The sequence below is a fragment of the Parasphingorhabdus sp. genome (assembly GCF_036568145.1).
GTDB lineage: Bacteria > Pseudomonadota > Alphaproteobacteria > Sphingomonadales > Sphingomonadaceae > Parasphingorhabdus.
Genome location: NZ_DATCTC010000031.1, coordinates 74,201 through 86,298 on the forward strand (window position 1 = coordinate 74,201; position 12,098 = coordinate 86,298).

Sequence of the window (12,098 nt, forward strand, 5' to 3'; positions counted from 1 at the left end):
CTGTTCCCTAACCCTAACTAACCTTCCGACCCTGATTCCCCGTTCGATGCACTTTCTTTCTGCCCGCCCTCTTTCGGAGGCATTCTGAGGTAGGCGCGTTCCGGATCGCGCAAATCGAAGTGGAGGACACCGCGGCCAAGCAAGCGGTTCACCCCGTCCATCCGCGCAAAGTTGAGCAATGCCGCAGCCGCAGTTTCCTCGCCTTCCGGCAGGGCCAGCGTTTCGCCGCTGTCAAACTCCAGATTCCATCGCCTATTGCCTATCCATGTCGCCCCCGTCACCAACGGGCTGAGCGCGGGAACATGGTTTAGCAATTTCCGCAGTTCCGGCACTTTTTCATTGGCGTTTTTGCCCACAATGACAGGCAGGTCGGGAAGCTCGTCCCGCGATATCTGTTCCAACGGATGGCCAGTTTTATCGATCAGCGATAACTGCCCGTCGCGTTGCCACACTGCCGCAGGTTCACGCTCGACAATATCGACGACCAAAGTGTCGGGCAGCCGCCGTGAAATCCGCGCGTCCTTGATCCAGCCATTGCCCATCAGGTCTGCCCGCACCTGATCTATATCAACCTGCATCATAGAGCGATTTTTTTGCGCCAGCGTGATTTCATAGACCTTGCGTTCATCAATCCGGTTGACGCCGATCACTTCTACCCGCTTCACCTCAAAACCCGCCTTGCCGACGGAGGTCGAAATCTGTTCGCTGACCCGTTCGATGATGCCGGTATAATGGGCAACGCTATAGGTGCCGAGGATGAAGACCCCGATCAAGCCCCAGGTCAGCCCCTTTTGCACCTGCTCTTCGGTAACCGGCATGGCGCGCAGCATCTTGTCGAATATCGAAACCTCACGCACCTTGGTGCGGCCTGCACTTTTGCGCGGTTTGCCCCGGAATTTCTTGTCAGCCCGCCTGATTGACGCTGTGGTCATCCCCTGCTCCTCTTCATAAGGCTTCCCGCACGATTATTTCGACCAGATCTTCGTAACTGATGCCCATCTGTCTGGCCTGCTCCGGAACCAGGCTAAGCGGCGTCATGCCCGGCTGGGTATTGGTTTCCAGCACATATAATCCGTCCACGCCCTGCTCGTCATCCCAGCGGAAATCGGTGCGCGATGTGCCCTTGCAGCCCAGAATCTGATGCGCGCGCAGTGCGTAATCGAGGCAAAGTTCCTCTATCTCGACCGGAATATCCGCCGGGCAGATATGTTCGGTCAAGCCTTCGGTATATTTCGCTTCATAGTCATAGAAACCGGCCTTGGTTTTCAGCTCTGTCACGCATAGCGCTTTGCCGCCGAGGACCGCCGTGGTCAGCTCCCGCCCCTTGATAAACGGCTCGGCCAGCAATTCGTCAAACTCCTGCCACGGGCCGGTTACATCGCGGCCAATCGGATTGCCGTAATTGCCCTGATCGGTAACGATAGCGACACCGACCGACGATCCCTCGTTCACGGGCTTCAGGACATAAGGCCGGGGCAGCGGATCCGCTTCAAAAATATCCGCGCTTTTGACCATCTTGCCCGCAGGCATCCTGATCCCCGCCGGGACCAGTTGCTGCTTGGTCAGTTCCTTGTCGATGGCAATAACCGAAGTCACCATCCCGCTATGCGTATAAGGGATTTGCATCAGGTCGAGCATTCCCTGCACCGTGCCGTCTTCGCCGGGGCAGCCATGGAGCGCGTTGAACACAAGATCGGGTTTCAGCCCATCAAGCACCGCTGCCAGATTGCGGTCCATATCGACGCGGCTCACCCGGTAACCCTTTTTTTCAAGCGCGTCGGCAACGCCGTTACCGCTCATCAACGACACTTCGCGTTCGGCCGACCACCCGCCCATCAACACGGCTATGTGCAGGTCTTTGGGGAGCTTGTCAGTCATAGGAAAATTCCGTTGGTAAATTCGCAGATGAGGACAATCCCGTTAGTCCTGTGCTTGCCGAAGGACGTTTCCGGTCTGTGAGACGCATTTCGACAGGCTCAATGCTAATGGTGACGGAAATGGGAGTGCAAATATTCACGGCTTTTCCCCCACCCTTTGAATCTCCCATTCCAGATCAACACCGCTATGTTCTTTGACGCGGCGTCGCACTTCGTTGCCCAGCGCTTCGATTTCCCCAGAGGATGCCCCGCCAAGGTTAATCAGAAAATTGCAATGCTTTTCCGAAACCTGTGCCTGCCCCATTTTCAGGCCGCGGCAACCCGCTTCATCGACCAGTTGCCATGCCTTGTGACCATCCGGATTTTTGAACGTCGATCCGCCGGTCTTGGTACGCAGCGGCTGGGATGCTTCGCGTTCGTCGGCGATGCGTTTCATTTCGGCGGTAATAACTTCCTTGTCACCGGGCGTTCCGCGCAGCGTTGCGCTCACGACAATCGCGTCTTCGGGCAGTCCGGAATGGCGATAGCTATATTGCATGTCATCGCGTGAATAGGTTTGCAGGCTGCCATCACGCATCACGACATCCGCGCTCACCAATATGTCACACATTTCGCGGCCATAGGCCCCGGCATTCATGCGGACCGCACCGCCGACCGTGCCGGGGATGCCGCGCAGAAACTCTGTCCCGGCCAGCGCATTGTCGCGTGCGAAACTGGCCGCCGATATACCAGGCGCACCCGCGCCGCAGACGATCATTTCCGGGTCTTCGCTGTGCATCACGATCGCGGAAAAAGCTTTGCCCAGCCGCACGGCAACGCCGCGCTTTCCGCTATCCCGGATGATGAGGTTGGAACCAAGGCCAAGTGGCCAGACATCAATAACCGCTGGCAGGTTCGCCAGAAAATTTTGCAGGTCGCTAATGTCCTTGGGTTCAAACAGCCATTGCGCCGGTCCGCCGCTTTTGAACCAGACCAGCGGGGCCAGCGGCGCATCGGCCGTCAATTTACCGCGTGTTTTGGGAAGGGGAGTGCTCATGCTCGTGCCGCCTTTATTCCGTCCGCCAAACCGGCGGCCCATTTAGTTATATCGCCTGCCCCCAAACAGACAATCAGATCCTTGTCTTGTACCACTTCGGCCAAGCGCGCAGTCAAATCCGCTTCATCGGCCACAGTTTCAGCCACCCGGTGACCACGGTTTCTCAGCCCCTCTGCAAGGGTTTCGCTGTCCACGCCTTCAATCGGATCTTCGCCCGCAACATAGACCGGCGTGACATAAACCATATCAGCATCGTTAAAGGCTTGCTGAAAATCCTCCATATGGTCGCGCAAACGGGTGAAGCGGTGCGGCTGGACCACGGCGATAACGCGCCCCTGCGCCCCTTCACGCGCGGCGGACAGAACGGCGCGGATTTCCACCGGGTGATGGCCATAATCATCAATGACCGTCGCGCCATCGACTTCACCCACCTTGGTAAAGCGCCGCTTGACGCCGCCAAACTGGTCAAAGCCGCGCACGATCTGATCGTCGCTCATCCCCATTTCCAGACCGACCGCAACCGCCGCAATGGCGTTTTGCACGTTATGCCGGCCGGGCATGGGAAGGTCGATGCCTTCGATCGTCCGCGTTTCCCCGTCGCGGTCACGGATCACCACGTCAAAACGGTTGCCGCCGGGGAACGGGGTTACATTCACGCCCTTCACATCGGCCTGCGCGGAAAAGCCATAGGTAATCAGCCGCCGGTCCCGGATACGCGGCAGGATCGCCTGCACTTCGGGATGGTCAAGACACAGGATCGCCGCGCCATAAAAGGGTACGTTTTCGATAAACTCGACAAAGCAGTCCTTGATCCGGTCAAAGCTGCCATAATGGTCGAGATGTTCGGGATCGATGTTGGTGACAACCACGATTGTGCCATCAAGACGCAGGAAACTGCCATCGCTTTCGTCCGCCTCAACCACCATCCATTCGCTATCGCCCAGCCGGGCGTTGGAGCCATAGTTGTTGATAATGCCGCCATTGATGACGGTGGGATCAATTCCCCCGACATCAAGCATCGCCGCGACCATTGAAGTCGTGGTCGTTTTGCCATGCGTTCCGGCAATCGCAATCGTGCGTTTCAGCCGCATCAGCTCGGCCAGCATTTCCGCGCGCCGGACCAGCGGGATGCGCAATTCCAAAGCCTTTTCAACTTCGGGATTGCCGCGCTTTACCGCAGTGGAGGTTACGACAACGGCGGTGCCGACAACATTTTCGCCGTTCTGGCCGATCATCACCTTGATGCCCTTGTCGCGCAGACCCTGGACAATATAGCTGTCGGCAATATCGGAGCCTTGCACCTGATAGCCAAGATTGTGCATCACCTCTGCGATACCGGACATGCCGATGCCGCCGATGCCGACAAAATGGATTATTCCAATATCTGTTCCAACGCCCTTCATTGCGTGCTTTCTTTCGCTAGAGCCGGACGCTGGCCGGATGCTGTTTGCGGGACTTCCTGTTGCACTCTCAGCGTCTTGGCCAATGGGGAGGTGCCGATACTTTCCACCAGATCGGCAAGATCGCTGGCTGCATCGGGGCGACCACATTTGCGGGCGCAGCGGGCGGCATTTGCAAGGGCGTCTGGACCAAGGGCCATTTTCTGCATTTGTTTGGCAAGTTCCTTTGCTGTGAATTGCGGCTGTGCAATCGCCCGCGCCCCGCCAGCGGCAACCATCTCGCGCACATTTTGCGTCTGGTGATCGTCGGTCGCAATCGGCAGCGGGATCAGGATCGCAGGGCGGCCCGCCGTGGTAAGCTCTGCAATCGTCGAAGCCCCTGCCCGGCCGATCACCAGATGCGCCCAGCCCAGCCGCTCTGGCAGATCGGGCAAATAGGTGGCGAGTTCGGCAGGAATATCATACTCGGCATATTTTGCGCGGACATGCTCGATATCCTGTTCGCGGCATTGTTGTGTTACCTGAAGCCGGCGGCGCAGATTCATTGGTAATAGCGCCAGCCCGTCCGGCACGACCTGCGACAATATCGTTGCGCCCTGGCTACCGCCGGTGACGAGCACGCGGAATATTCCATCCTCGGTTAGCGGCGGATAGGGTTCATCACGCAGGGCAATCACGTCTTCCCGCACCGGATTGCCGACCAGATGCACTTTTTCCAGATATTTCGGTTTTAACTTCAGGATGTCGGGATAGGATGTCGCAATCGCATTGACCGAACGCGCAGTCAGCCGGTTGACGCGGCCCAGCACTGCATTCTGTTCGTGGATGACCGTCGGAATATCTTTCGCGTTAGCCGCCAGTAACGCGGGAAAAGCGGGATAGCCGCCAAAGCCGACAACCGCAGATGGCTGAAACGTATCATAAAGCTGCATGGCCATTTTACGGCCCTTCATGATCGCGCGGGCACCCGCCAACCATCCGCGCGGGTCTTTGGTAATCCGCCCGGCGGGAAGGACATGGACCTGCCCCTCATCGACCATACCGGGAATCCTCTCCCCGCGCTCATCGGTAATCAGGGCGACACGGTGGCCGCGCTGGACCAGTTCCTTGGCCAGTGCATAGGCCGGAATCATATGACCGCCAGTGCCGCCAGCCGCCAAGACATAATGTTTCGTAAAACTCATTTGGTCACCATCCCGTTTGTGACATAAAGCGAGTTATCCAAATAGGGGTTTCTGCGCGTAAACGCCAGCAACAGACCAAAACCGATGGACAGCGCCAGCATTGATGAACCGCCATAGCTGACAAATGGCAAAGTCATACCCTTGGACGGGAAAAGCTGAAGGTTCACGGCCATGTTGATCAGCGCCTGTCCGCCGAACAAAGCGGTCAGCCCGCTAACGGCGAGAATGATAAAATTATCTTCCTCGTCCAGCAACCGCAGGAATACCCGCACGATGACAGCAAAGTAAAGAAGCGCAACGGCCACGCAGGCCAACAGGCCAAACTCTTCCCCGATGACCGAGAAAATATAATCGGTATGCGCCTCTGGCACCTTGAACTTGGCTGTGCCCAGTCCCGGCCCTGTGCCCAACAGGCCGCCGCCAGTCAGCGCATTATGCGCCAGCATTACCTGATCGAATTCTTCTCCGCCGAACAGCCAGGAATTAATCCGCTGCGTCGCCACCGGATAATAGAAATAGGCGGCCGTCAATCCGCCAACCCCCAAAATTGCCATTCCCGCAAGCCATCTTGCCGAAAGTCCGGATATGATCATAAGAACCAGCCAGATGCCGCAGAACATGATCGTTTCACCCAGATTGGGCTGTAGCATCAGCAATAACGCCACCACCGCTGTCAGCGCCATGGACACGGATATAATCGGCAAGGACGGGTCTTTCACCCTCAGCGACAATAGCCAGGCCAGCGTGACTGCAAAAAAGGGTTTCAGAAACTCGCCCGGCTGGATCGTCGCAAATCCATAGCCGATCCAGCGCTGTGATCCGTTGACTGTCTTGCCGAAAATCGGAACCAGAAACAGCAGCACAAAAGCCACAACCGCTCCGATAATCGCGAAACGGCGTGCCTGTTCCTTGGGCAGCATCGACACCACCAGCATTACCGGAACGCCAACAATTATCCAGCCCAGCTGGCGGTAAAAATAATAAAGCGGATCAAGCGTCACGGTCGCTGTGCTATGTTTCAAAGCCGATACCGGGGACGCAGCCGCCACGGCGATCAGGCCAACCGCGATCAAGGTAAGCACCAGCGCCAGCAGCACCCGGTCCAGTTCCCAGAACCAGATCGCAAGCGGGGACCGGTCACTGCGCCCCAGACGCGTTTCCAACTGAAAGCGTTGTTTCTTCAGGCCAGCCGCAAGCTCGGGGAAAGCGTCTGCTTTTGTTGATCCGTCGGTCATTGCGCGCAGCCCCCTACACCTTTTCCGGCCGCTACGTCTGCTCCGGTCTGAACATTGTCGCCGATATGGTCATTTTCGATGACGCTGTTCACAGCGCAGCGGAAACATTCACCGCGCGCTTCAAAATCCTTGAACTGGTCAAAAGACGCGCAAGCGGGGGATAGCAACACCACATCACCCGGTCTTGCATTGGCGGCGGCATGCTGCACAGCGGTCAACATCATTTCGCACGGATCAACCGGCATATGGGGGGACAACAATTCGTTAAACAACTGCCCCGCTTCGCCAATCGTATAGGCTTGCGCTATATTACCGAAATAAGGCTCACATTCTTTCAGATTATCGCTTTTGGGCAGTCCGCCGACAATCCAGTGGATTCTAGGCTCGTGAACTTTGGGCCACGCACCCAGCGCCGGACCGGTCGAGGCGGGGTTGGTCGCCTTGCTGTCATTCACAAATAACACGCCGCCAGATTCAGCCACGCGCTCCATCCGGTGGGGCAGCCCCTTGAAACTTTGCAGCGCTGGCCGCCATTGATGTTCGCGCAGACCTAGCGCCTCTGCCGCAGCCACAGCCGCAACCGCGTTCTGCATATTATGCGGCCCTTGCAGCGATGGCCAGTCCGTCTGCCCTTCCAGCACCATTGCGCTAGTATCCACTATATTTTGTACCCGGCCCTCTGCGCGGATGAGCTGCAAGGCGAGGCGGGTTTTTTCATCATCACTGCCAAAAATCGCGGCATGGTCCGCACCCATCATGTCGAGCAGGCGCACTTTGGACGCGGCATAGGCATCAAAGCTGTCATAGCGATCGAGATGGTCCGGGCTGATATTCAGCAACATCGCCACATCGCAATCGAGACTGTAAGTCAGGTCGATCTGGTAGCTGGACAGTTCCAGTACATAAATCCCGCCCGCGGCAAGGGGGTGCTGCGACAGGATAGGCAAGCCGATATTGCCGCCCATCTGGGTCGGTAGCGCCGCGCTGCGGATGATGTGGTGCAGCAATGCGGTAGTAGTGGATTTGCCGTTTGTGCCGGTAATCCCCACGACACGATGCGGCGGCAAGGACCGTCTTGCCTGTGCGAACAGTTCAATATCCCCGATAATCGGCACGCCGTCATCGGCGGCTTTCTCGCGGATCGGATGGCTGTTCAGCGGCACTCCGGGCGAGACGATGACCGCGTCATAATCGCTTAGGTCCGTTTCCAACGGGTCGGCGATAATCGCCTTGTCTTTTGCAGCATCGCGCAAATCCTGACGCTTATCCCACGCCAGAACCCTCGCCCCGCTGGCGTGCAATGCGTCCAGTGTCGCCATGCCGGATCGTGCCAGGCCCAAAATGGCATAGCTTTTATTGGCAAAGGCGGACGAACGGATCATCTGAGTTTTAACGTCGCTAGACCAGCCAGTGCCAGAACCAGACTGATGATCCAGAAACGGATCACGACAGTCGATTCCGACCAGCCGAGCTGTTCAAAATGGTGGTGGATAGGGGCCATGCGGAAAATCCGCTTGCCGGTGCGCTTGAAAAAGAAAACCTGCACGATGACGGACACAGCTTCCAGCACAAACAGTCCGCCGACAACGGCCAGCACGATTTCATGGTGGATCGACACCGCTATCGCGCCCAGAGCGCCTCCAAGGGCAAGGCTGCCCGTATCGCCCATGAACACAGCGGCAGGCGGTGCGTTGAACCACAAAAAGGCCAGACAGGCACCGATAATGGCGGCACAGAAAATGGCGAGTTCCCCCGCGCCCTGCACAAACGGGATACCCAGATAACCCGAAAACACAGCGTTACCGGACAGATAGACAAGGATCAGAAAAGTTGCACTGGCGATAACCACTGGCATAGTGGCCAGGCCATCCAGTCCATCGGTCAGGTTGACCGCATTGCCGGACCCGACAATGACAAACATGGCAAAGGGAAAATAGAAAATGCCCAGGTTGAGCTGGATCTCGTTAAAGAACGGAAGGTAAAGGTTCGTGCCAACCTGCTGGACAATGATCCATGTCGCAAAGCCCGCAACTACAAATTCCATCAGCAAGCGGATCCGGCCGGGAACACCTTTATGGCTGGATTTACTGACCTTGTCATAGTCATCCATAAAGCCGATGGCCCCGAAACCCAGCGTGACAAAGATACAGGCCCAGACAAAAATATTGGACAGGTCCATCCACAACAAGACGGAAATTACCAAAGAGATCAAGATCATCAACCCGCCCATAGTCGGCGTTCCGGCTTTTTTAAGATGGGTGATCGGTCCGTCTTCGCGGATCGGCTGTCCCTTGCCCTGACGCATTCTCAGCATATTGATGAACCGCGGCCCAATCAGCAGTCCGATAAACAAAGCCGTTGCAATCGTGGCGCCCGAACGGAAGCTCAAATAGCGAAAGACGTTAAAAACGCCTTCAAATTCAAGCCATTGTGCCAATAGGTAAAACATTAATACTCCCCGCTCACCAAAGCCGATACGACCCTGGCAAGACCCAGATAATTAGACCCCTTTACAAGAAGGATGTCATCGCCGCCAAATACCTCTGCGACGCCCGCCAATATTGTCGAAATGTCCGAGTCAGAGGAGCCAGCGACATGAGTTATTTCGGGAATGCGATCAAGTTTTTCCGAAGCCAGTTCGGCCAGTCTAGCCGATGTATAGGCCATTTCATCGCCAACCAATATGATGGTCTGTGCGCCTGACGCGATTATGTCATCCGCCAGCGCCCGGTGATAATGTTCCGCCTTGTCGCCCAATTCGCCCATTGCGCCAAGCACGACGATTTTCTGTCCTTCACAGCGCTCGTTAGCAAGCTGCGCCAAAGTGGCGCGCATAGACACGGGATTGGCGTTGTAACTCTCATCAATTAACAGCGCTTTACCGCCGTTTTTCAGCTCTATCCGGTGCCGTTTGCCGCGTCCCTCAAGGCCCTTGAGTTCCGCCAGCGCCAGACCGGCAGCCGCCAGATCGCCGCCCACCGCGCGCACCGCCGCCAGAATCGCCAGCGCGTTGGATACCCAATGCTTGCCGGGTTCCGCGACAGTGAAGCACAGGCTGCTTTCTCCCAGAATACCGCCGATTTTGGCCGTGACCAGCGAGCCGCCGCCCGGTGCCGGAACCACATCGACCGCACGGACATCCGCCTGTTCACCAAAGCCAAAGCTGACGACCTGACTGCCGCAGTGCAATGCTGCTTCACGAAGCAGGCTATATTGCGGGCTGTCAAAAGGAATGATCGCGACCCCGTCCTTGGTCAGTCCCTGAAAAATCTCTGCCTTGGCCTTGGCAATCGCTTCGACACCGGAAAAATAGCCGATATGAGCAGGAGCAATCGCGGTGACAATCGCCACATCCGGACGGACAAGGCGGGTCAGTTCGGCCAATTCCCCTTCATGGTTCATGCCCATTTCAAAAATGCCATAGTGGCTATCGGCTGGCATGCGCGACAAGCTGAGCGGAACGCCAACATGGTTGTTATAGCTTTTGACCGAGCGATGCGCCTTGCCCAGGGACGCCCGGTTCAATGCTGCGAAAAGCGCTTCCTTGGTGCCGGTCTTCCCGACCGATCCGGTGACACCGATAATCTTTGCCTTGGTCCGCGCGCGCGATGCGACGGCAAGGTCATTCAACGCCTTGGTCGTATCAGCCACCAATATATGCGGCCCGTCGACAGGCTGGCTGACCACAGCAGCTACGCCGCCTGCCTTGTAAATATCCTTTACATAGATATGCCCGTCGCTCTGCTCGCCTTTTAGCGCAAAAAACAGGTCACCGGGGCCGATTTCGCGGCTGTCAAAAGCAACGCCGCTGACTGTAAAGTCACCGCTGGCCTTGCCGTGCACGGCGTGGGCGATGGCGGATGATGTCCACAAGGCGCTCATGCCGCATCCCCTGTTAAGTCTGTATTTTCGCTGGCACATTCACGGGCGACCTCGACATCATCAAAGGGAATGACCCGATCCCCGATAATCTGCCCCTGCTCGTGGCCTTTGCCGGCAAGCAAAATGATGTCATCGGCCCCGGCTAGGCTAATGGCATGGGCAATGGCGGCGCGGCGGTCGCCGACTTCCTGTGCGCCGGGTGCACCGGCCAATATCTCCGCACGGATGACGGCTGGATCTTCGCTGCGTGGATTGTCATCGGTGACGATGGTGATATCTGAAAGTTCAGCCGCAACCTTGCCCATGTCAGGGCGCTTGCCTTTATCCCGGTCACCGCCTGCACCAAAAACCGTAATCAGCCTGCCGCCTGTATTCTGGCCACCAACATGGGGCCGCAGCGCATCAATCGCGGCGCGCAGGCCATCAGGCGTATGCGCGTAATCGACATAGATAGGCGCACCAACCTTGGTGATAACCGCCCGTTCCAACCGCCCCCGCACCGGCTGCACCCGTTGCAGATGGTCAAAAACATCCTCCAGCTTTCCGCCCGTGGACAGGACAACGCCCGCCGCGCACAGCACATTAGCGGCCTGATAGGCCCCGATCAGCGGCAGTGATATGCGGTGGGTATTGCCCTGTGCCTCCACCATCAACACCTGACCCAATTGCGTGGGCGTCCGCGATAGCAAGCGCAGCGCCGTCCCCTGCTCGCCAACCGTAAAAATGTGAAGCCCCCGCTCCATGACCCGCTTTGTCACCGCACCGGACCATTTATCGTCGGCCCACACAACTGCCGTTCCGCCTTCTTCGACCACTTCGTCAAACAGCCGCATCTTGGCCTCGAAATAGCTGTCCATATCACCGTGATAATCGAGATGGTCGCGGCTAAGGTTGGTGAACACTCCGACCTGCACCGGCAATCCCTCTGTGCGATATTGGGAAAGGCCGTGGCTTGATGCCTCGAATATCGCGTGGCTTACCCCCTCGCGGGCAAGGCCGGACATGTTGGACAGAAACGTCACAATATCCGGCGTGGTCAGGCCGGTCGTGACCTGCTCATCCGCCGTGGTGACGCCCAATGTCCCGATTGATGCGCTGTTCAGACCGTCCATGCGCCAAAGCTGCCGGGTCAGTTCCGCGGTCGATGTCTTGCCATTGGTGCCGGTGACTGCCGCGACCACCTGCGGCACAGGCGTAAAATAACGCGCTGCCAGCAAAGCAAATAACCGGCGCGGCTCTGCATCCGCAATATGGACGGCGCCCGAAACCTGCGCTTCCGGACAGGCAACAACCGCAATCGCCCCCGCCGCTACAGCAGCTTCGATATAATCCTCGCCATTGACTTTGGCCCCGCGAAAAGCGCCGAAAATATTACCCGGAGCAATCTTGCGATGGTCGATGGCAAAACCGGTGACAGGGCTTTCGCCCTGTTCGTTTTCCAATTCCGGATCACAAAGCCCGGCGACAAGAGAGTTTAGTTTCAT

At 57.3% G+C, this 12,098-nt stretch carries 10 protein-coding genes; all 10 read right to left on the reverse strand.

Going from position 1 to position 12,098, the window contains the following annotated elements; all coding sequences use genetic code 11:
- Window positions 1–17: 17 nt before the first annotated feature.
- A complete protein-coding gene (locus tag VIN76_RS11910; RefSeq protein ID WP_332042072.1) occupies window positions 18–932 on the reverse strand; it encodes a cell division protein FtsQ/DivIB in 915 nt (304 codons plus the stop codon).
- Window positions 933–945: 13 nt separating this feature from the next.
- Complete coding sequence (locus VIN76_RS11915) at window positions 946–1,878, reverse strand: D-alanine--D-alanine ligase (RefSeq protein ID WP_332042073.1); 933 nt, start codon at window positions 1,876–1,878, stop codon at window positions 946–948.
- A 135-nt stretch (window positions 1,879–2,013) separates the two neighbouring features.
- Window positions 2,014–2,913, reverse strand: a complete 900-nt coding sequence (gene murB, locus VIN76_RS11920) for a UDP-N-acetylmuramate dehydrogenase (RefSeq protein ID WP_332042074.1) — start codon at window positions 2,911–2,913, stop codon at window positions 2,014–2,016.
- Complete coding sequence (murC, locus tag VIN76_RS11925; RefSeq protein WP_332042075.1) at window positions 2,910–4,316, reverse strand: UDP-N-acetylmuramate--L-alanine ligase; 1,407 nt, start codon at window positions 4,314–4,316, stop codon at window positions 2,910–2,912. The genes murB and murC overlap by 4 nt, the downstream gene beginning before the upstream one ends.
- Window positions 4,313–5,497, reverse strand: coding sequence for an undecaprenyldiphospho-muramoylpentapeptide beta-N-acetylglucosaminyltransferase (gene murG, locus VIN76_RS11930; RefSeq protein ID WP_332042076.1), 1,185 nt, complete (start codon window positions 5,495–5,497; stop codon window positions 4,313–4,315). Before murG ends, murC begins: the two co-directional genes overlap by 4 nt.
- Window positions 5,494–6,732 (reverse strand): putative peptidoglycan glycosyltransferase FtsW, encoded by a 1,239-nt coding sequence (locus VIN76_RS11935; protein ID WP_332042077.1) that lies wholly within the window; start codon window positions 6,730–6,732, stop codon window positions 5,494–5,496. Before VIN76_RS11935 ends, murG begins: the two co-directional genes overlap by 4 nt.
- Entirely contained in the window at window positions 6,729–8,114 is a 1,386-nt protein-coding gene (gene murD, locus VIN76_RS11940) for a UDP-N-acetylmuramoyl-L-alanine--D-glutamate ligase (protein WP_332042078.1), read from the reverse strand. The genes VIN76_RS11935 and murD overlap by 4 nt, the downstream gene beginning before the upstream one ends.
- Window positions 8,111–9,181: a phospho-N-acetylmuramoyl-pentapeptide-transferase gene (gene mraY, locus VIN76_RS11945; RefSeq protein ID WP_332042079.1), complete on the reverse strand. Its 1,071-nt coding sequence runs from the start codon at window positions 9,179–9,181 to the stop codon at window positions 8,111–8,113. The genes murD and mraY overlap by 4 nt, the downstream gene beginning before the upstream one ends.
- Window positions 9,181–10,614 (reverse strand): UDP-N-acetylmuramoyl-tripeptide--D-alanyl-D-alanine ligase, encoded by a 1,434-nt coding sequence (locus VIN76_RS11950; protein ID WP_332042080.1) that lies wholly within the window; start codon window positions 10,612–10,614, stop codon window positions 9,181–9,183. The genes mraY and VIN76_RS11950 overlap by 1 nt, the downstream gene beginning before the upstream one ends.
- Window positions 10,611–12,098 carry a UDP-N-acetylmuramoyl-L-alanyl-D-glutamate--2,6-diaminopimelate ligase gene (locus VIN76_RS11955; RefSeq protein WP_332042081.1) on the reverse strand — a complete coding sequence of 496 codons (1,488 nt, stop codon included), beginning with the start codon at window positions 12,096–12,098 and terminating at the stop codon, window positions 10,611–10,613. Before VIN76_RS11955 ends, VIN76_RS11950 begins: the two co-directional genes overlap by 4 nt.

What these genes read in the sequence shown, in the direction of transcription:
- VIN76_RS11910 (WP_332042072.1), bottom strand. Translation starts at nt 932, where the DNA reads ATGACCACAGCGTCAATCAGGCGGGCTGACAAGAAATTCCGGGGCAAA.
- VIN76_RS11915 (WP_332042073.1), bottom strand. Translation starts at nt 1,878, where the DNA reads ATGACTGACAAGCTCCCCAAAGACCTGCACATAGCCGTGTTGATGGGC.
- murB (WP_332042074.1), bottom strand. Translation starts at nt 2,913, where the DNA reads ATGAGCACTCCCCTTCCCAAAACACGCGGTAAATTGACGGCCGATGCG.
- murC (WP_332042075.1), bottom strand. Translation starts at nt 4,316, where the DNA reads ATGAAGGGCGTTGGAACAGATATTGGAATAATCCATTTTGTCGGCATC.
- murG (WP_332042076.1), bottom strand. Translation starts at nt 5,497, where the DNA reads ATGAGTTTTACGAAACATTATGTCTTGGCGGCTGGCGGCACTGGCGGT.
- VIN76_RS11935 (WP_332042077.1), bottom strand. Translation starts at nt 6,732, where the DNA reads ATGACCGACGGATCAACAAAAGCAGACGCTTTCCCCGAGCTTGCGGCT.
- murD (WP_332042078.1), bottom strand. Translation starts at nt 8,114, where the DNA reads ATGATCCGTTCGTCCGCCTTTGCCAATAAAAGCTATGCCATTTTGGGC.
- mraY (WP_332042079.1), bottom strand. Translation starts at nt 9,181, where the DNA reads ATGTTTTACCTATTGGCACAATGGCTTGAATTTGAAGGCGTTTTTAAC.
- VIN76_RS11950 (WP_332042080.1), bottom strand. Translation starts at nt 10,614, where the DNA reads ATGAGCGCCTTGTGGACATCATCCGCCATCGCCCACGCCGTGCACGGC.
- VIN76_RS11955 (WP_332042081.1), bottom strand. Translation starts at nt 12,098, where the DNA reads ATGAAACTAAACTCTCTTGTCGCCGGGCTTTGTGATCCGGAATTGGAA.